Source organism: Nonomuraea diastatica, assembly GCF_004349015.1.
GTDB lineage: Bacteria > Actinomycetota > Actinomycetes > Streptosporangiales > Streptosporangiaceae > Nonomuraea > Nonomuraea diastatica.
The window spans coordinates 1-18,268 of sequence record NZ_SMKP01000053.1 but is presented as its reverse complement, the minus strand read 5'-3'; the positions used below and the strand labels follow the sequence as shown (position 1 = coordinate 18,268).

Sequence of the window (18,268 nt, the reverse complement as noted above, 5' to 3'; positions counted from 1 at the left end):
TAGGGGTGGACCCTGGGTTACTGGGTTCGCGGCCTTCCGCCTACTATCCGAACATGGAACTGGCAGCGGGGTTCGCGCCCGTGTCGCGCGACGACTGGCGGGCGCTGGCGGTGGCGGTCCTGCGCAAATCCGGGATCGAGGCGGACTCTCCCGAGGAGGCGCTGTCGACCCTGACCTACGACGGGGTGTCGGTCGCGCCGCTCTACGACGCCGGTGACCTGCCTGGGGATCCGGGGCTGCCAGGCGCGGCCCCTTACGTCCGCGGGGCCAGGGCCGTGCCCGGATGGGACGTGCGGCAGCGGCACACCGTGGCCGACCCCGAGGCCGTGCTGGCCGACCTGGAGAGCGGTGTCACCTCGCTGTGGCTGGTCGCCGGGCCCGGCGCCATCCCGGTGGGCGAGCTCGGCACGGTGCTGAAGGACGTCTACCTCGACCTGGCCCCTGTCGTGCTGGAGGCCGGCGAGCTCGCCGCGGAGGCCGCCGAGGCGCTGTTCGGCCTGGCCGCGGCCCGCGGCACCACGCTGAGCGGCAACCTGGGGGCCTCCGGTGCGCTCGGGGCCGGGCTGGCGCGCCGCTGCGTCGCCGGCTTCCCCGGGCTGCGGGCCGTCGTCGTGGACGCGACGCCCTACCATGACGCCGGCGCGAGCGACGCCGAGGAGCTGGGTTGCTCGATGGCGCAGGGCGTCGCGGAGCTGCGGGCGCTCACCGGCGGCGGGCTCTCTGTCGAGCAAGCGCTTGGGCAGATCGAGTTCCGGTACGCCGCCACCGCCGACCAGTTCGCCACCATCGCCAAGCTGCGCGCGGCGCGCCGGCTCTGGGCCAGGGTCGCCGAGGTCTGCGGCGCCGCCGAGTACGGAGGCCAGGCGCAGCACGCCGTGACGAGCGCGGCCATGATGACCGCCCGCGACCCCTGGGTGAACATGCTGCGCACCACGCTCGCCTGCTTCGCCGCCGGCGTGGGCGGAGCCGAGGCGGTCACGGTGCGGCCGTTCGACGCCCGCCTCCGGCTGCCGGACGCCTTCTCCCGCCGTATCGCCCGCAACACGCAGGCGCTGCTGCTGGAGGAGTCGGGTGTGGGACGGGTGATCGACCCCGCCGGCGGCTCCTGGTACGTCGAACGCCGCACCGCCGACCTGGCCGAGCGGGCGTGGGACTGGTTCCAGGAGATCGAGACCTCCGGGGGGATCGTGGCGGGGGCCGGGCTGGTGTCCGATCGTATCGCCGCCACCCGTGCCCGCCGCGCCGACGACGTCGCCCACCGGCGCCACCCGATCACGGGCGTGAGCGAATACCCCGACATCCGCGAGAAACCCCTCCGCCCTGCCCCGGCCACCGGCACACCCCCGCAGGAGACGCCTGACGACGTCCGGAGGGACGAGCCGGCGGAAGGGACCGGTCCTCCGGTCGCGCCACGGGCGGGCCGCTCTCCGGAGCCGCCGGAGGCGAGCGGGAGCGCGGGGCAGCCGCGGGTGCGCTACGCCGAGCCGTTCGAGGAGCTGCGCGATCTGGCCGACGCGCAGGCCGAGCGCCCCAAGGTGTTCCTCGCCACCATCGGCCCCGTGGCCGCCCACACCGCCAGGGCCGCGTTCGCGGCGAACCTCTTCCAGGCGGGCGGCCTGGAGACCGAGACCGCGGGCCCGGGAACCGATCCCGAGCAGATCGCCACCGCCTTCGCCGTCAGCGGCACGACGGTCGCCTGCCTGTGCTCGAGCGACAAGCTGTACACCCAGCACGCCGCGGCTGTCGCCACCGCCCTGCGCAAGGCGGGGGCGAAGAAGGTGTGGCTGGCGGGGAAGGGAGACTACGACGGCGTGGACGCCACCCTCCACGCGGGCTGTGACGCGCTGGCCGTGCTCCGCACGACCTTCGACGACCTGGAGGTGACCCGATGATCCCGGACTTCTCCGGCATCCCGCTCAACGGCGGTCCCAAGCCGGGGACCAACGCCCCCGAGCCGGCGGGCCAGGTGTGGGAGACGCCCGAGGGCATCGAGGTCAAGCCGCTCTACACCGCCGGCGACCTCGACGGTCTCGACTTCCTGCGCACCTATCCCGGCGCGGCCCCCTACCTGCGCGGCCCGTACCCCACGATGTACGTCAACCAGCCGTGGACGGTCCGCCAGTACGCGGGCTTCTCCACGGCAGAGGACTCCAACGCCTTCTACCGGCGCAACCTCGCCGCCGGGCAGAAGGGCCTGTCGGTCGCGTTCGACCTGGCCACGCACCGCGGCTACGACTCCGACCACCCCCGCGTCGCCGGGGACGTGGGCATGGCGGGGGTGGCGATCGACTCCATCTACGACATGCGGCAGCTGTTCGACGGGATCCCGCTCGACCGCATGTCCGTGTCCATGACCATGAACGGTGCCGTGCTGCCCGTTCTCGCGCTGTACATCGTGGCGGCCGAGGAGCAGGGCGTCGCGCCGGAGCAGCTCGCGGGGACGATCCAGAACGACATCCTCAAAGAATTCATGGTCCGCAACACCTACATTTATCCCCCGGCACCATCGATGCGGATTATTTCGGATATTTTCGCGTATACGAGCGATAAGATGCCGAAATTCAATTCGATCAGCATTTCCGGCTACCACATCCAGGAGGCCGGCGCCACGCTCGACCTCGAGCTGGCCTACACGCTGGCCGACGGCGTCGAATACCTGCGGGCCGGGGTCGCCGCGGGCATGGACATCGACCGGTTCGCGCCGCGGTTGTCGTTCTTCTGGTGCATCGGCATGAACTTCTTCATGGAGGTCGCCAAGCTGCGGGCCGCCCGGCTGTTGTGGGCCAAGCTCGTTTCCGGATTCAACGCGAAAAATCCGAAATCGCTGAGCCTCCGTACGCACAGCCAGACCTCCGGCTGGTCCCTGACCGCGCAAGACGTGTTCAACAACGTCGCCCGCACCTGCGTCGAGGCCATGGCCGCCACCCAGGGCCACACCCAGTCGCTGCACACCAACGCCCTGGACGAGGCCCTCGCCCTGCCCACCGACTTCTCCGCCCGCATCGCCCGCAACACCCAGCTCCTCCTCCAGCAGGAGTCGGGAACCACGCAGGTGATCGACCCCTGGGGCGGCTCCTACTACGTCGAACGCCTCACCCACGACCTCGCCGAACGCGCATGGGAGCACATCCAGGAGGTCGAGGCCGCCGGTGGCATGGCCAGGGCCATCGAGGCGGGCCTGCCCAAGCTGCGCATCGAGGAGGCGGCCGCCCGCACCCAGGCCCGCATCGACTCGGGTCGCCAGCCCGTCATCGGCGTGAACAAATACCGCGCGACCGGTGACGAGGACATCGAGGTGCTCAAGGTCGACAACAGCTCCGTACGCGCCCAGCAGCTCGACAAGCTCGCCAGGCTCCGTGCCGAGCGCCACGAGCCCGATGTGCAGCACGCGCTCAACGCGCTCACCAAGGCCGCCGACAACCCGGCGCCCGATCCGAAGCACAGCCTGGAGCACAACCTGCTCAAGCTGGCCGTCGACGCCGCCCGCGCGAAGGCCACGGTCGGCGAGATCTCCGACGCGCTGGAGCGGGTCTTCGGCCGGCACGCCGAGCAGGTCCGTACCATCTCAGGGGTGTACCGCGACGAGTCAGGCCCCTCAGCCGCCATCGAACGCGTCCGCCAGGCCTGCGCCGACTTCGAACGCGCCGAAGGGCGCCGCCCGCGCATCCTGGTCGCCAAGATGGGCCAGGACGGTCACGACCGCGGCCAGAAGGTCATCGCCACGGCCTTCGCCGACCTGGGCTTCGACGTCGACGTCGGCCCGCTGTTCCAGACGCCGGAAGAGGTCGCCAGGCAGGCGGTCGAGGCCGACGTGCACATCGTGGGCGTGTCGTCGCTGGCCGCCGGCCACCTCACGCTGGTGCCCGCGCTGCGCAAGGCGCTGGCCGACCACGACGCCGGCGAGACCATGATCGTGGTCGGCGGCGTCATCCCGCCGGACGACCACGACGCGCTGCGGGCCGCCGGCGCCGCCGCGATCTTCCCGCCCGGCACCGTGATCGCCGACGCCGCCCTCGACCTCATCGACCAGCTGAGGAGGCGTCCATAGGGCTACTGAGGGCACATGGTGACGGAGACGGTCCGCTGGGTGGTGAGGGGAGAGGTGATCCGCAACGTGACCTTGTGGACGCCCCCCGAGCTCGTGAGGCTGCGCGGCGCGGCCAGATAGCGCCGGCCGTTCCGCGAGATCCCCGCCGTCGCGCGGCCTATGGCGGAGCCGTCGACGTACCAGGTGTAGGCGAAGTTCACCGCCTCGCCGGTCCGCTCGACCAGCGCCTGGAGCGTCGCCTCGCCGCCGGCCCAGCAGTCGCCGTTCCTGGCGCCCCCGGCCCGTACGTAGACCAGCCTCAACCGGCCTTTCGTGGCGCGGCCGGTGCCGGTCGAGTCGTCGGGCTCGGGCGTGGTCGTACGGCTGCGCCTAGGCCGCTCGGCCCTGGTGGCGGACGGAGAGGCCGTCGGCGCGTCGCTGACGACGGCGAGTTTCGTGGTCTTGGGGGTGGGCGTGGTGGGGGTCAGCCAGACGATGGCGCCGCCGAGAGCGAGCACGCACACACCGGAGACGGAGGCGATGATCACCTTCTTCGCCCGGCGTCGCTTCCTCGGCGGGCGAGCCGCGGGTGTTCCCTCGCCGCCGACCAGGGCGTCGACGAGCGCCGAGGACTGCGGCGTCGGCACCGAGTGCGTCGACTCGGGCGCATGAGGGGGCACCGAGGCATGCGGCTGAGACTCGAACGGCGCCGAATCCAGCCCCTGCTTCGCGGCGAACGGCGCGGGCGGCTCCGACCACGCCGGCACCTCAGGCGCCTGCCCGCCGTAACGGTCCTGCCCCTCGTCCTGCGTCCCGGGTCCGGACGGTGCTTCGTATGTCCTGGGTCCGGACGGTGCTTCGTATGTCCCGGGTCCGGACGGTGCTTCGTATGTCCCGGGTCCGGACGGTGTCTCATATGTCCCGGGTCCGGACGGTGTCTCATATGTCCCGGGTCCGGACGGTGCCCCGAACCCGGCCGGGGACCCGTGCGGCGTTTCCTGCCCGAACGCCGGCTGCGTGCCGTGCCAGGGCGTGGACTCGACCGGCGACGACAGATCGAACAGCGCCTGGAGCGGCGAGCCATCCTGCGCCGGGCCATCCTGCGCCGGGCCTGCCTGCGCCGGGCCTGCCTGCGCCGGGCCTGCCTGCGCCGGGTTTCCCTGTGCTGGGCCTGCCTGCGGATCCCGAACCTCGCGGCCGGACCCGTGCGGGCCGCCGCCCGGCTGGTAATCGGGCGACGGGTACGCGGCCTGCCCGGCTCCATGGTGAGACGCGGCGTCACCGGGAGCCCCGCCCTGCTGCGGCGGTCTGGTCCTGCGCCTGGGCAGGGGCTCGCCGACGACCCTGCCCAGGGGCGGGGGCCCGCCGGCGGCGCTGCCGAGGGGCGGGGACGCTTCCTGATCGAGGGTCTGGTCGGCGGTCTGCTGCCAGGCAGCGGAGTCGGCCGTCTCGAGCCGGGGCTGACCGGGCGTCTCCGGCCACGGCTGGCCGGGCGTGTCGGGCCAGGCCGCTGGGCCGGGAGCTTGCTGCGGGGGCTGTTCGCCACCGGGCCCCGCCGCGGGCTCGGCGGCAGCCGGTTCCGGTGTCTGCTCCCAGAGCCAGTCGGGGGTGTCGTTCCTGGCCGGCTGGCTGGTGGTCTCATGCGCTGGGGTCTGGTACGGCGCGTCGTACGCGGGCGCCTGCTGCGAGCCGTCCGTCTCCGGAGAAGGTGCGCCGCCCTGCCCGGAGCCGGCCTGCTTGGAGAGGGCGCTGTGAGGGGAGGCGGTGCCGTGGACGGCAGGAGCTTTGTGAGGAGAGGCGGCGCCTTGAGGGGCAGGGGCCCTGTGAGGGGAGGTGGCGCCTTGAGAGGAGGCGGCGCCCTGGTGAGAAGCGGGCCCCCGCGGGGAGGACGTGGCTTGCGCGGACGGGGCGGCCTGCGTCGGGGGCGTGCCCTTGCGCTGGGGCGCGGTCAGGTGGAGCAGGACGTCGCGCATCGCGGGGCGGGCCGCCGGGTCCTTGGCCAGGCACACCGGCACGACCTCGCGCAGCGGCCGCGGCAGCTGGCCGATCCGCGGCTCCTCGTTCACGATGCGGTTGATCACCACGGGCAGCGAGTCGTCCCCGAACGGCGGCACCCCCGTGGCCGCGAACACGATCACCGACGCCCACGCGAACACGTCGGCGGGCGCGCCCACCGGCTTGCCCGCGAGCTGCTCGGGGGCCATGTACGCAGGCGTGCCCACGATGGTGCTGGTCGCCTTCATGCCCGAGCCGAGCGCCGCCGCGATGCCGAAGTCCACCACCCGCGGCCCCTCGGGCCCGAGCAGCACGTTGGCCGGTTTGAAGTCCCCGTGGAGTACGCCCGCCTGGTGGATCGCGTCCAGCGCGGTCGCGGTCGCCACGGCGAGCCGCTGCAGCTCCACGCCGGTGTGCCGGCCTGCCTGCTGGAGCGAGCGCCCGTCCACGTACTCGGCCACGATGTACGCCCTGCCGCTGGTCGACGCGTCGAGCACGCGCGCGATGCAGAAGGGCTCGACCATGCGCGCGGTGGCGATGTCCTTGACCAGCCGGCCGCCCATGACGATGCCCTCGCGCAGCGCCTTGACGGCGACGGGGGTTCCGTTGCGTGCCTGGCCGAGGTAGACGACGCCGTGGCCGCCCGCGCCGAGCCGCCCGACCAGCCGGTACGGCCCCACCGCTGCCGGGTCGCCCTCGTGAAGGGGTTCGACGTTGGGCATGAGGGGAGTGACTCCTGTGACGGCTGAGATCAGAACTCCAGCACCCTACTGGCAAATGTCAAGCCTTGTAAGACATTAGGCTGATCAACTGGGAAGAAAGGGGTAAGTCGGGTGCACTCGCTGGAGGACTACGCCCGCGGCGTACGCGCCGGCTCGCGTACGTGGATCGGCCGGGCGATCACGCTCGTCGAGTCGACCAGAGCCGATCACATGACCCTGGCCCAGCAGCTTCTCGTCGAGCTGACTCCGCAGTCCGGGCACGCGCGCAGGCTGGGTGTCTCCGGCGTGCCCGGCGTGGGCAAGTCGACGTTCATCGACGCCTTCGGCACCATGCTCACCGAGCAGGGCCACAAGGTGGCGGTGCTGGCCGTGGACCCTTCCTCCACCAGGACGGGCGGCAGCATTCTCGGCGACAAGACCCGCATGGCCCGCCTGTCGGCCGACCCCTCCGCCTTCATCCGCCCCTCGCCCACGTCCGGCACCCTCGGCGGCGTCGCCAAGGCGACCAGGGAGGCCATGGTGGTCGTGGAGGCGGCCGGGTTCGACGTCGTGCTGGTCGAGACGGTCGGGGTCGGCCAGTCGGAGACCGCCGTGGCCGACATGGTCGACACGTTCCTGCTGCTCACGCTGGCGCGGACCGGCGACCAGCTCCAGGGGATCAAGAAGGGCGTGCTGGAGCTGGCCGACGTGATCGCGGTCAACAAGGCCGACGGCGACCACGAGCTGGCGGCCAGGAAGGCCGCGCGCGAGCTGGCGGGAGCGCTGCGGATGCTCCGCTCCGACTCGCCGCCGCCGCCCGTGCTGACCTGCAGCGGCCTGACCGGTGACGGGCTGGACAAACTCTGGCGGCAGGTCCTGGCTCACGAGCAGGCGATCGACCTGCCCGCCAAGCGCCGCCGGCAGCTCGTGCGGTGGACCTGGACCCTGGTGCGGGACCGGCTGCTGGCGGAGCTGCGCCACGATCCCGGCGTCGCGGCGATCACCGAGGAGGTGGAGCGCGACGTCCTCGCGGGCGACCTCACCCCCGCGCTCGCGGCCGACCGCCTCCTCTCGGTGTTCAAGCGCCCCTGATCTCTGAAGGCCGGGCGCGGCGGCTAGGCTGCTCACGATGGACGTCAAGGCCCTGCTGAGTGCCCACCCCGCCTGGCTCGCCCACCTCGAGACCCTGGGCGGCATCGACCTCGCCCTCCCCGATGACCTGCCGTCCGAGCTGCTGCGTCTCGCCGTGCCGCACGAGGACGTCAACGCCGTGCTCGCCGCCCGCCCCGAGCCGGGCAGCCCGCAGTGGTGGCTGGCCGAGCGGTGCGCGCACTCGCTGGTGTCCACGATGGGTGACCTGGACGACCCGCCGCCGTTCCAGCCCCTGCCCGAGCTGGGGCCGTACTTCTACGTGTACGTCTTCCTCGCCGCCCTCCCGCACACCCGCCGCTACCACCGCGAGCTGGGCATCCCGGAGGAGGTGTCCTGGGCGACGTTCGCCGACCTGGGGCGCAACATGGCCGTGCACCGCAAGCGTCACGGCACCGGCGGTCTGCACGCGCCCCACTGGTTCATGTTGCACGCCCGCGGGATCCTCTACGCTCTGGGCCGGCTCCAGTTCAACCGGGGCACGGCGGGCTCGCGGACCGCCGCGGCCATCGAGGAGGCGGGTGTCCCGGTAGGGCCGCGGCGGCTGGCCCTCGAGGTGCACGTCCCCGACTTGTACGGCCCGCTCACCCCCGAGGCGTGCGACGCGTCGTTCGATCGGGCCAGGCGGTTCTTCCCCCGGCACTTCCCGCAGGAGGACTACCAGGTCATGACGTGCGGATCGTGGCTGCTGGACGAGCAGCTCGCCCGCCACCTGCCGGCCGAATCCAACATCCTCGCCTTCCAGCGGCGCTTCCACCCGCTCCACAGGTTCGACAACGCCGAGACGGTGCCGTTCGTGTTCGGCGTGGACGCCGCCGACCCGGCCCGCCTGCCGCGCCGTACGCGCCTGGAGAGGGCCGTCGCCGACCACCTCGCCTCCGGCGGCACCTGGTACGGCCGCATCGGCTGGCTGCGTTTCTGACGCCGGCCCGGCGGCGCGAACGGCGTCATGGACGCTGCCCGGGCCGGGGCTCTGACGTGGCGGATCGCGACGGCCTCGACCGGTGATGAGCCATGCCGCCGCTGCCCTGCGTGCACCTTTCGCAACACCTTGTTAACATTGCCCCCCAAGTCGTACATCGTGTAGTGGGAGCAGGTGTGATAGGGGACGAAGTGCCACGTATCCATCATTTGTCGGCGATCAGAGCGCTGGGCGACGCTCTCACTGGCGACAGCGACGGCACCTCTCCGGCGTCACACCTGTACGACGCCGGAAGCATGCCCCCGAACATGCGCATCGGAGCGTTCGCCATGGGCGTGCTCGGGCTCCCGCTCGCGCTCGTACACGACAAGATCGTCGGCGATGCCGAGAGCGCGGTCACGTACGCCATCGCCGGACTGCACGAGCACCGGGACAGGCTGCACGGGGTCGCCGGCAACATCGAGATCGCGGACAAAAGGAACGAAGAGTATGTCCGACGCATTTAAGATCCCCGCCCCCGACGCGAGCTCCAGCACGTGGATGCCCTTCGACCAGGCCGACCTCAGAGACATGCAGTACGCCACCCTCGCCATGTTGGCGTACGGCGCGGCCGTCTTCCCTCAGCTCAAAGAGACCGTGGTCATGACAGGGCTGACGGTGCCGAGCGACCCGCACGAGCTGCACAGGGTGGCGGACGGCTGGAGCTCCTTCGCCGGCAGCGTCTACGGGGCGGGCCGAACGGCGCAGCAGCTGCACGACAACGTCTCGCCGGCCAGTTGGCAGGCGCCGGAGCGCGACCAGTCAGGGCAGCAGATGGCCGGCTTCGTCGTGGACTCCGACTCCGACTCCGAGTCCGCCGAGGGCCTCGCGTTCCTGCTCAGGTGCGTGGCCAACATATCGACGGTTGGCATCTACCTCAGATTCCTCCTTGCGTCCTGGTTGGTTGCGAACCTGGTGTGGGTCTCATTGCTCGGGGGACCGGCAACGAGGTTTTACACGCACCTTCAGGCGGATTGGTTGAAGTCGTGCATACAGGACTCGACCAGCAAGCTGCAGGCTTTTCTCATGCGGTGCGCAGTGCGGGCCGGCGTAGCGACCTTCGCTGCCGGCTATGCCCATTTCGGCCTCAGCGACGGCTTCGAGCCGTCATGGGCGGAGGGGCGGGAAGGCGGTACCACCGCGAACGCCTGATCCGCTCTTCGCGGGGCAGGGATGGACCCTGCCCCGCGAAGACGCCTTCAGTAACCGAGTTTCCTGCGCATCTTGTCCAGCTCACCCATGGCGTCGCTCATCATCCTGTCGAACGCCTGCTGCGCCTCGGCGACCTTCGCCAGTGCCGTGTCCGGGTCGGCCATGGCGGGACCCATGCCGCCGAACGAGTCGCCCACGATCGTGGAGACCTGGCGCTGGAGGTCGGCGTCGGCGTCATGGATGGCGGCGAGAATCGCTTCCGACATCTCCCCGACGCTCATGCGCTTCGCTCGCGGATCGATCTCGAGCCGGGTCACGCCGCCCTGCGCGGTGCATTCGACCACGATGTGGCCGTTGGCCGCCGTGGCCCGGCCGACCGCCGCTGCGGCCTCTTTCTGCGCGGCCGCGAACTCGGTCGCGCGTTGCCGGGAATCTCGCAGGAATGCCTCGACATCGATGTTGGCGAAGCTGCCAAGCGGGCTCTCCACGGGTTCCCTTCCGTTCTGTGCGGGTTGCAACCGACGGTGATAGCACAGGCCGCATCTGTTACGCGACCTTAGGCGGACGGCGCGTTGTTCGCCAAGTGTGTGCTAATTTTTGGCCATGCGGTCAGGAAATGAGTCGAGCGGTCAGAAGCGCCGCTCCTTCATCGAGGAGGCCAGGCGTGCCCAGATCGTCGCGTCCGCCGTGGAGGTGATCGCCGAGGTCGGGTTCGCCCAGGCTTCGCTGGCGCGCATCGCTCGGCACGCGGGGATCAGCAAGGGCGTCATCTCCTACCATTTCGCCGGCAAGGACGAGCTGATGGTGGAGGTCGTCGAGCGGACCTACGGCCTCATCGCCGAAACCATGGGGGCCAGGATGCAGGGCCTGACCTCGGCCAGGGAACTGCTCAGGGCCTACATTCTGGGCGTCGCCGAGCACATGCGCGGCCACCGCACCCAGCTGGCGGCGCTGGGAGAGATCTTCACCAACCTCAGGGGCGCCGACGGGCGCCTGCGCTACGGGATCAAGGCCAACGAGGAGATCTACCGGGCGCTGGAGGGGATCTATTCGCTGGGCCAGGAGAGCGGAGAGTTCCGGCACTTCGACCGCCGCGTCATGGCCATCACCCAGGCCTCCGCCATCGACAACATGTTCGCCTACTGGGTCGCCTGCCCCGACCACGACCTCGACGCGCACGCCAGGGAACTGGCCGGCATCTTCGAAAGGGCATGCAGATCATGAAAACCGAGCCCAGGGCGGCGACCCGCCTCCACGCGGTCGACAACCTGAGGGTCGTGCTGACCGTGCTGGTCGTCGCCCACCACGCGGCGATCACCTACGGAAACATCCCCCTCTGGTTCTACACCGAGCCCGCCAAGGACCCCTCAGGTGTACTGCTCGACCTCCTGGTCTCCGTCAACCAGGCGTTCTTCATGGGCTTCTTCTTCCTCATCTCCGGCTTCTTCACCCCCCGCTCCTACGACCGCAAGGGCGGCCGCGCCTTCATGCGCGACCGGCTCGTACGGCTGGGCGTCCCGCTGCTCGTCTTCCTCTTCCTGCTGCGGCCGCTGGTCAACTTCCCCGGATACGCCGAGTGGGCCGCGCCCGCGGGCATGCCGTACTGGCAGTACTACATCGGCTCCTGGGATCCGGGGCCCATGTGGTTCGCCGAGGTGCTGATCGTCTTCGCGCTGGTCTACGTGCTGTGGCGGAGCCGGCGCAGGCCGCTCGACCAGCGTTCCGTCCCGCTCACGTTCGGCTGGATCGCGCTCTTCGTCCTGGGGTTGGCGGTCGCGACGTTCCTGTGGCGGATCCCGGTGCCGACCGGCACCTACGTGCCGGTGCTCGGGCTTCCTTCGCCGCAGTGCCTGCCGCAGTACGCGGCCATGTTCGCGCTCGGGTGCGTCGCCTTCAGGCGCGGCTGGTTCGAGACGTTGCCGGCCAAGGCCGGGCTGCTCGGCCTCGTCGCGGCGGGCGTGTCGAGCGCGGTGCTGGTGCCGGCGCAGTTCATGACGGCCGGCCCTCTGTCGTCGGCGCTGACGGCCCTGTGGGAGTCCGTCTTCGCGGTCAGCATGATCATCGGGCTGACCGTGGTCTTCCGGGAGCGCTTCGGCGACCAGGGGCCCCGCGGCAGGTTCCTGTCCGACCACGCCTTCACCGTCTACATCATCCACCCCCTCGTGCTGGTCGCCCTCGGCTACGCGCTGAGCCCGATCGAGGCGATCGCGATCGCCAAGTTCGCCGTCATGCTCGTCATCGCGCTTCCGGTGTGCTGGGCGCTGGCCTACGCGGTGCGGTCGCTGCCCGGAGCTAAGCGGGTGTTGTGAGCATCTCCGGCAGCGGGGCGGCCCGGCCGCCGGCCACGCACACGTACGTGATCGTGCCGACGGCCACCAGGTCGCCTTCCCGCCGCATCGTGAACGTCATCGTGATCGACGTGGTGCCGACCCTGGCCGGCTCGCTCTCCACGGCCAGCACGTCGCCCAGGCGGGCGGGGGAGTGGTGCTCGCAGCCGCTCGCCTTGACGACCAGGTCGGCCCCGCCCTCCCGGAGCCGCCCGTAGCCGCCCCTGGCGCCCAGCCAGTCGAGGAACGCGTCCTCGAAGAACTCGTAGTAGCGGGCCGCGTGCATCATGGCCTGGGCGTCGCAGTGCCGCGGGCGCACCGGGAGGGAGGAGATCATGCCGGCGAGGCGTAGAAGGAGTCGAGGACGTCGCCGTGGCGCTCCTCCACCACCTTGCGCCTGATCTTGAGGCTGGGGGTCAGCTCGCCCGTCTCGACGGTGAAGTCCTCCGCGAGGATCGTGAACTTCTTGACCGTCGCGTAGCTCGCCTCGACGGCGTTGACCTGATCGATCGCCTTCTCGACCTCCGCGCGCATGCGCGGGTGCCCGCACAGCTCGCGGGGGTCCGAGGGCAGCGACTCGGCCTCCGCCCACGGCCTGACGACGTCCATGTCGAGGGTGACCAGCGCCGTCACGTAGTTGCGCCGGTCGCCGTGCACGAACACGTGCGACACGTACGGGCAGGCCGCCTTGATCCGGCCCTCCAGGTAGGTCGGCGCGACGTATTTCCCGCCCGAGGTCTTGATCAGCTCCTTCTTGCGGTCGGTGATGACCAGCCGCCCGGCCTCGTCGAGCTCGCCGATGTCGCCCGTGTGCAGCCAGCCGTCCCGCAGCGCCGCCGCCGTCTCCTCCGGCAGGCCGTGGTAGCCGCGCATGATGCCGCGCCCGCCGATCAGGATCTCGCCGTCGTCGGCGATGCGCACCTCGGTGCCGGGCAACGGCTGCCCGACCGTCCCGAACCGCACCGACTCGGGCCGGTTGAGGAAGCTGCCCGCCGACGACTCGGTCAGGCCGTACCCCTCGAGGATCGTCAGGCCGGCCGCGTCGAAGAACTCGGCGATGTCCTGCGACAGCGGGGCGGCACCCGAGATGAAGAAGCGGATCCGGCCGCCGAACCGGTCGCGGAGCTTGGCGAAGACCAGGCGGTCGGCCAGGGCGTACTCGATCCTGGTGGTGATCGGGACGGAGACCCCGCGCTGGCGGGCCCGCGCGACCCTGATGCCCGTCCGCTTCGCCCAGGTGAAGATGGGCAGCTTCGCGCCGCCCTCGCGCCGCACGTTGGCCACGACCGTGTTGTGGATCTTCTCGAAGATACGCGGCGCGGCCGCCATGACCGTCGGCCGCAGCGCGCCCAGGTTGTCGGCGATCTTGTCGAGGCGGCCGTCGATCGCGGTGGGCACGCCGGCGTCGATCATCACGACCTGCAGCAGCTTGCCGAACGAGTGCGACAGCGGCAGCCACAGGAAGTGCAGGTCGGCCTCGGAGATCAGCTCGATCTCGCGCACGGCACCGGCCGCGTAGAGCCAGTTGTCGTGGGTCAGCTCCACGCCCTTGGGCCGGCCGGTGGTGCCCGAGGTGTAGATGAGCGTGGCCAGGTCGTCCTGGGCGATGGCGTCGACCATGGCGTCGTAGTCGCCGCCCGCGGGGTCCTCGCCGAGCGAGCCGAGGGTGATCACCCAGCCGTCGTCGCCCGGCGAGCCGTCGATCACCACGACGTGGGTGACGCCGGGCAGTTCCTTCCGCACGGACCTGATCTTGGCGACCTGCTCGTCGTTCTCGGCGATGACGATCGTGCTGCCCGAGTCGGTGATGACGAAGGCGGACTCGGCGGCCGTGTTGGACGGGTAGATCGTCGTCGTGGCCGCCCCCGTGGACAGGACCGCCAGGTCGGCCAGGATCCATTCGAGCCGGGTGGAGCAGAGGATCGACACGCGCGTGCCGGGCCCGGCGCCGAGCCGGGCCAGCCCCAGAGCCAGGCCGCGGACCCGCTCGCCCACCTCCCGCCAGGACAGCGAGTTCCAGCCTCCATCGGAGGGCACCCGGTACGCCTCGGCGTCTGGAGTCGCCGCGATCCTGTCGCGCAGCAAGGACGGAATGCTGGACATGCCTGACCTCCTGGAGGGTGTGTGGGGCCGACTCTAGGACCACGGCGGTGTCTCAGTCGATGGCCCTGATCGACCGTCCTCCGGGAGTGGCGGTCGCGACCATGCGCGAGGTTCGCACCTCCCAGACGCCGCAGGCGCACCTCAGGTAGGAGACCAGGCCCTCGGACGTGCGATGGGAGGAGACGACGGTCAAGGTGAGAGGGTCGTGCAGATCTGCGGAGTGCATGATTCCAACCTGGTGTAATGGCCTTATGCATTTCAACGCTTACGGCGGCAACGGAGCGGCCCTCGCGGCGGCGCTGGTCAACGCGACCGACTTCAGCCCACCGGCGGTCGAGGCGATGCTCACCGAGCACCGCCTGCTGCGCGCCGCCGTCACTTCCGGGCAGGCGGGGGAGCTGCGGGCGTGGGCACGACGGCTCGGCCCGGTGTTCGGGGAGCTCGACCAGGACACCCAGATCAGGCTGGTCAACGAGCTGCTCGACGTGACCGCGTCCAAGCCGTACGTGAGCGCCCACGACGGCCGCGAGCCCCACCTGCACTTCTTCTCGGTGGACGCCGACATCGTGGCCAGGGCGAAGGACACCACGGCCGGCGGCCTGGCCATGGCCATGTCGTTCGCCGGCGGCCGGCGGCTGGGGCGGTGCGACAGGGACGGCTGCGGTGTCGTCTACATCGACACCTCGCGCAACGGGCGCCGCCGGTTCTGCTCGCCGGCCTGCGCCAACAGGGTGAACGTGGCGGCGCACCGGGCACGGAGCCTTGCCAGGTGATTCACACGTCGCATAAACTTGCCGTCGTCTTATAGCCGATCCGTGGGGGCAGCCGACGTGAGGATCTGAGGTCGCGGGCACCGCGCCGTTCCGCCCTGTCCTGGGCTTGCGCGCACACCTGACCTCGGCGAGATCCTCGCCTCGATCACGGACTCCGTACGAGTTCCCCTGGGTTGCGCGTCTATGCGGTGATTTCCCGCCACGTCACGAAATTTCGACGTTTGTGATGGGAGCCGCCTTATGTCTTTCTCTCTTGTCATCGATCATGTCTCCTTCGCCTGGCCGGACGGCGGAAAGGTGCTCGACGGGCTCGACGCCGCGTTTCCCGCGGGACGTACGGGGCTCATCGGGCTCAACGGATCGGGTAAGTCCACCCTGATCAAGATCATCGCCGGTGAGCTGGTCCCGCAGTCCGGCTCCGTCACCGTCTCGGGAAACGTGGGATACCTGCCGCAGAGCGTGCCGCTCGCCGCCGGCCGTACCGTGTCCGACCTGCTGGAGATCAGCGCGACCCGGGCGGCGCTGCACGCCATCGAGGGCGGCGACGTCGCCGAGGAGCACTTCACCGCGGTCGGCGACGACTGGGACGTCGAGGAACGCGCGCGGGCCGAGCTCGACCGGCTCGGCCTCGGCGACGTCGGCCTGGACCGCACGGTCGGCACGCTCTCCGGCGGCGAGACCATCATGGTCGCGCTCGCCGCCCAGCTGCTGAAACGGCCCGACGTGTTGCTGCTCGACGAGCCCACCAACAACCTCGACCTCGACGCGAGGAGGCGGCTCTACGCCGCCGTGTCCGCCTGGCAGGGCGTGCTGCTGCTCGTCAGCCACGACCAGGCGCTGCTGGAACTCGTCGACCAGGTCGCCGAGCTGCGCGACGGCGCCGTGCGCATGTACGGCGGCAACCTGAGCGCCTACCAGGCGCAGGTCGCGGACGAGCAGGAGGCCGCGGAACGTACGGTGCGCACCGCGGAAGGCGAGGTGAGACGGCAGCAGCGCGAGCTCGTCGAGGCCCGCACCAGGATCGACAGGGGCCTGCGCACGGGCAGGAAGGCATTCGAGAACAAGAAGGTGCCGAAGATCGTCGCCAACGGGCTCAAACGCAAGGCTCAGGTGAGCGCGGGCAAGCAGCGCACCCTGCACCTGGAGAAGCTGGAGGAGGCCCGTGAGCGGCTGACCGAGGCCGAGCAGTCGGTGCGCGACGACGCGGAGATCCGCATCCAGTTGCCGGGCACCGAGGTGCCGGCAGGCCGTACGGTCCTGACCCTCCCGCTGGACCCGCCTCCAGCACCCGCCCCGCGAGAGGACGGCCCAGAGGACGGCCCGGAAGACAGCGCAGAGAACGGGGCGGAGGAGGTCCGCACGGCCGTGCTGGAGACCCTGGTCGTGCGCGGGCCGGAGCGCATCGCACTGCTCGGGCCGAACGGTTCGGGCAAGACCACGCTGCTCAAGCGGATCCTGGCGCACGGCGCCCACGTGCCCGTCCGCTACCTGCCGCAGCGGCTCGACCTGCTGGACGACTCGCTGAGCGTGGTGGACAACGTGCGCGCCGCCGCCCCCTCCGCCTCGGTGAACGAGGTGCGCGCCCGCCTGGCGCGCTTCCTGTTCAGGGGCGAGCGGGCCAACCAGGCGGCCGGCACGCTGTCGGGCGGCGAGCGCTTCCGCGCGACGCTGGCCGCGCTGCTGTCGGCCGAGCCGCCGCCGCAGCTGCTCCTGCTCGACGAGCCGACGAACAACCTCGACATGGCCAGCGTCGGCCGGCTCGCGCAGGCGCTGTCTGCCTACCGGGGCGCGCTCATCGTGGCCAGCCACGACATGCCGTTCCTGGAGACGCTCGGGATCACCCGCCGGCTGCATCTGGACAGGGAGGCCGGACTGGCCGAAACGTGATTGACGGCCGGGGATCAACAGGGCGATAGTGTGGCAGGTGGCAGCACCGCGGTTGATCTCCTGCGTTCTCGCCCTCACCACGCTCACGCTCGGCGCGTGCTCGGCCGGTTCGCCCTCGCCCACAGGGGGTGAGTCGAAGGTCACCGGCGTGGCCGGCGGCCAGGGCGGCGTCCCCTCGGTCAGCGGGGCCACGCCCGCCGCCCCCAGCGCGACCGCTCTCACCCCCGAGGCGTACAAGAACGAGCTCGACAACGAGCGCGAGCCCATACGCGACGCGCTCGACGCGCTGGCGGGCGCGCGCAGTCTCAAAGCCCTGGACCAGCGGCTCGGCCGCGCGGAATCAGCCCTGAGCGGGGGAGCCGACGAGCTGGCCGACCTCACCCCTCCTGAGTCCGTGCGCGCCCAGCACGACTCCTACGTCGCCGGCCTGCGCTCCGTCGCATCCGCGCTGGCCTCCACCGGCGACAAGGTCGGCGACAGGGACCTGTGCACCTCCTCGGCCGTGCTCACCGACCTCGACGACACGCTGGACCAGCTCGACGAGGCCGGAGAAGCCCTGGAGAGCGCCGGAGACTACAAGGCCGACGTCGTCGGCGTGACGGCCGGGAAGAAGCAGACCAGGAGGCTGCGCAACGGCTCGTACGTGCGCAAGGGCGCGCTCAACGGCCGCAGCTCACTGGAGATCGACAACGGCGGCGGCCGTGACGCGGTGGTCACCGCCGTGCGGGGCGGCAGCAAGGCGTTCAGCGTCTACGTGCGCAAGAACGCGACGTTCAAGGTGCGGGGCGTGCGCGACGGCACGTACAGGATCTATTTCACGCACGGCGTCGACTGGGATGGCAAGCGCAAGGCGTTCACCCGCCAGTGCAGCTTCGAGCGGTTTCAGAAAACGGTGAAGTTCAGGACGACCTACACCGCCACGCAGATCCGCTGGCACGACTGGCGGGTCACCCTGCACGCCATCTCCGGGGGCAACGCCCGCACCTCCCCGGTGGACCCGGACGACTTCCCCGGCTGAGAACCACGGACGGCGCGAGGGCCGCGCACCCGCCCGGTGCGCGGCCCTCGACGAGGCGAGCCGGCTCAGCTCGAGAACAGCATGCCCACCCAACCGCGCTGGCCCTTGTGGCCCTTGCGGCCGTAGTGGCCGCCGCCGTGGTGCGGCGCGCCCCACGCGGGGCCGGGGCCGGGGG

General features: G+C 71.0%; 16 protein-coding genes. 11 read left to right on the top strand and 5 right to left on the bottom strand.

Annotated features, from left to right (window positions below):
• Window positions 1-53: 53 nt before the first annotated feature.
• Both E1294_RS19805 and scpA read left to right on the top strand, forming a co-directional pair.
• Window positions 54-1,892, top strand: a complete 1,839-nt coding sequence (locus tag E1294_RS19805) for a methylmalonyl-CoA mutase subunit beta (protein WP_132510177.1) — start codon at window positions 54-56, stop codon at window positions 1,890-1,892.
• Window positions 1,889-4,048, top strand: coding sequence for a methylmalonyl-CoA mutase (gene scpA / locus E1294_RS19800; RefSeq protein ID WP_132510175.1), 2,160 nt, complete (start codon window positions 1,889-1,891; stop codon window positions 4,046-4,048). Before E1294_RS19805 ends, scpA begins: the two co-directional genes overlap by 4 nt.
• Before the next feature lie 2 nt (window positions 4,049-4,050).
• Here scpA and E1294_RS19795 read toward each other — a convergent pair whose 3' ends face one another.
• Window positions 4,051-6,744 (bottom strand): serine/threonine-protein kinase, encoded by a 2,694-nt coding sequence (locus E1294_RS19795; RefSeq protein ID WP_132510173.1) that lies wholly within the window; start codon window positions 6,742-6,744, stop codon window positions 4,051-4,053.
• 111 nt (window positions 6,745-6,855) lie between these two features.
• On the opposite strand from E1294_RS19795, the gene meaB reads away from it, so the two are divergent.
• The 4 genes from meaB (at window position 6,856) to E1294_RS19775 (ending at window position 9,985) form a co-directional block, all read left to right on the top strand.
• A complete protein-coding gene (meaB, locus tag E1294_RS19790; RefSeq protein WP_132510171.1) occupies window positions 6,856-7,815 on the top strand; it encodes a methylmalonyl Co-A mutase-associated GTPase MeaB in 960 nt (319 codons plus the stop codon).
• Between the two features lie 37 nt (window positions 7,816-7,852).
• On the top strand, window positions 7,853-8,794 hold the full coding sequence (locus E1294_RS19785; RefSeq protein WP_165977380.1) for an acyltransferase domain-containing protein: 942 nt from the start codon (window positions 7,853-7,855) through the stop codon (window positions 8,792-8,794).
• 191 nt (window positions 8,795-8,985) lie between these two features.
• The gene (locus tag E1294_RS19780) at window positions 8,986-9,300 is read left to right on the top strand and encodes a hypothetical protein (protein WP_132510169.1); all 315 of its coding nucleotides are present in this window, start codon (window positions 8,986-8,988) and stop codon (window positions 9,298-9,300) included.
• Window positions 9,284-9,985 (top strand): hypothetical protein, encoded by a 702-nt coding sequence (locus E1294_RS19775; protein ID WP_132510167.1) that lies wholly within the window; start codon window positions 9,284-9,286, stop codon window positions 9,983-9,985. Before E1294_RS19780 ends, E1294_RS19775 begins: the two co-directional genes overlap by 17 nt.
• A gap of 47 nt (window positions 9,986-10,032) precedes the next feature.
• Here E1294_RS19775 and E1294_RS19770 read toward each other — a convergent pair whose 3' ends face one another.
• Complete coding sequence (locus E1294_RS19770; RefSeq protein ID WP_165977379.1) at window positions 10,033-10,473, bottom strand: YbaB/EbfC family nucleoid-associated protein; 441 nt, start codon at window positions 10,471-10,473, stop codon at window positions 10,033-10,035.
• Between the two features lie 115 nt (window positions 10,474-10,588).
• Here E1294_RS19770 and E1294_RS19765 point away from each other — a divergent pair, with 115 nt between their 5' ends.
• Both E1294_RS19765 and E1294_RS19760 read left to right on the top strand, forming a co-directional pair.
• Complete coding sequence (locus tag E1294_RS19765) at window positions 10,589-11,209, top strand: TetR/AcrR family transcriptional regulator (RefSeq protein ID WP_132510163.1); 621 nt, start codon at window positions 10,589-10,591, stop codon at window positions 11,207-11,209.
• Complete coding sequence (locus tag E1294_RS19760) at window positions 11,206-12,294, top strand: acyltransferase family protein (protein WP_246083124.1); 1,089 nt, start codon at window positions 11,206-11,208, stop codon at window positions 12,292-12,294. Before E1294_RS19765 ends, E1294_RS19760 begins: the two co-directional genes overlap by 4 nt.
• On the opposite strand, the gene E1294_RS19755 is transcribed toward E1294_RS19760, so the two are convergent.
• The 3 genes from E1294_RS19755 to E1294_RS52805 are packed head-to-tail and all read right to left on the bottom strand — an operon-like array spanning window position 12,278 to window position 14,641.
• The gene (locus E1294_RS19755) at window positions 12,278-12,649 is read right to left on the bottom strand and encodes an acyl-CoA thioesterase (protein WP_132510159.1); all 372 of its coding nucleotides are present in this window, start codon (window positions 12,647-12,649) and stop codon (window positions 12,278-12,280) included. The genes E1294_RS19760 and E1294_RS19755 overlap by 17 nt on opposite strands.
• Window positions 12,646-14,415, bottom strand: a complete 1,770-nt coding sequence (locus tag E1294_RS19750) for an AMP-dependent synthetase/ligase (protein ID WP_132510157.1) — start codon at window positions 14,413-14,415, stop codon at window positions 12,646-12,648. Before E1294_RS19750 ends, E1294_RS19755 begins: the two co-directional genes overlap by 4 nt.
• Before the next feature lie 52 nt (window positions 14,416-14,467).
• The gene (locus tag E1294_RS52805; RefSeq protein WP_165977378.1) at window positions 14,468-14,641 is read right to left on the bottom strand and encodes a hypothetical protein; all 174 of its coding nucleotides are present in this window, start codon (window positions 14,639-14,641) and stop codon (window positions 14,468-14,470) included.
• Window positions 14,642-14,666: 25 nt separating this feature from the next.
• Between E1294_RS52805 and E1294_RS19745 the strand changes: the two genes are divergently transcribed.
• The 3 genes from E1294_RS19745 to E1294_RS19735 all read left to right on the top strand — a co-directional run bounded on the left by E1294_RS19745 (window position 14,667) and on the right by E1294_RS19735 (window position 18,093).
• The gene (locus E1294_RS19745; RefSeq protein ID WP_132510155.1) at window positions 14,667-15,188 is read left to right on the top strand and encodes a CGNR zinc finger domain-containing protein; all 522 of its coding nucleotides are present in this window, start codon (window positions 14,667-14,669) and stop codon (window positions 15,186-15,188) included.
• A gap of 240 nt (window positions 15,189-15,428) precedes the next feature.
• Entirely contained in the window at window positions 15,429-17,075 is a 1,647-nt protein-coding gene (locus tag E1294_RS19740; protein ID WP_132510153.1) for an ABC-F family ATP-binding cassette domain-containing protein, read from the top strand.
• Window positions 17,076-17,112: 37 nt separating this feature from the next.
• Window positions 17,113-18,093: a hypothetical protein gene (locus E1294_RS19735; RefSeq protein ID WP_132510151.1), complete on the top strand. Its 981-nt coding sequence runs from the start codon at window positions 17,113-17,115 to the stop codon at window positions 18,091-18,093.
• Window positions 18,094-18,268: the final 175 nt, after the last annotated feature.

Coding starts and splice junctions, on each gene's coding strand:
- E1294_RS19765 (WP_132510163.1), top strand. CDS start 10,589: ATGCGGTCAGGAAATGAGTCGAGCGGTCAGAAGCGCCGCTCCTTCATC.
- E1294_RS19805 (WP_132510177.1), top strand. CDS start 54: ATGGAACTGGCAGCGGGGTTCGCGCCCGTGTCGCGCGACGACTGGCGG.
- E1294_RS19760 (WP_246083124.1), top strand. CDS start 11,206: ATGAAAACCGAGCCCAGGGCGGCGACCCGCCTCCACGCGGTCGACAAC.
- E1294_RS52805 (WP_165977378.1), bottom strand. CDS start 14,641: ATGCACTCCGCAGATCTGCACGACCCTCTCACCTTGACCGTCGTCTCC.
- E1294_RS19740 (WP_132510153.1), top strand. CDS start 15,429: ATGTCTTTCTCTCTTGTCATCGATCATGTCTCCTTCGCCTGGCCGGAC.
- E1294_RS19785 (WP_165977380.1), top strand. CDS start 7,853: ATGGACGTCAAGGCCCTGCTGAGTGCCCACCCCGCCTGGCTCGCCCAC.
- E1294_RS19750 (WP_132510157.1), bottom strand. CDS start 14,415: ATGTCCAGCATTCCGTCCTTGCTGCGCGACAGGATCGCGGCGACTCCA.
- E1294_RS19775 (WP_132510167.1), top strand. CDS start 9,284: ATGTCCGACGCATTTAAGATCCCCGCCCCCGACGCGAGCTCCAGCACG.
- E1294_RS19755 (WP_132510159.1), bottom strand. CDS start 12,649: ATGATCTCCTCCCTCCCGGTGCGCCCGCGGCACTGCGACGCCCAGGCC.
- E1294_RS19795 (WP_132510173.1), bottom strand. CDS start 6,744: ATGCCCAACGTCGAACCCCTTCACGAGGGCGACCCGGCAGCGGTGGGG.
- E1294_RS19745 (WP_132510155.1), top strand. CDS start 14,667: ATGCATTTCAACGCTTACGGCGGCAACGGAGCGGCCCTCGCGGCGGCG.
- scpA (WP_132510175.1), top strand. CDS start 1,889: ATGATCCCGGACTTCTCCGGCATCCCGCTCAACGGCGGTCCCAAGCCG.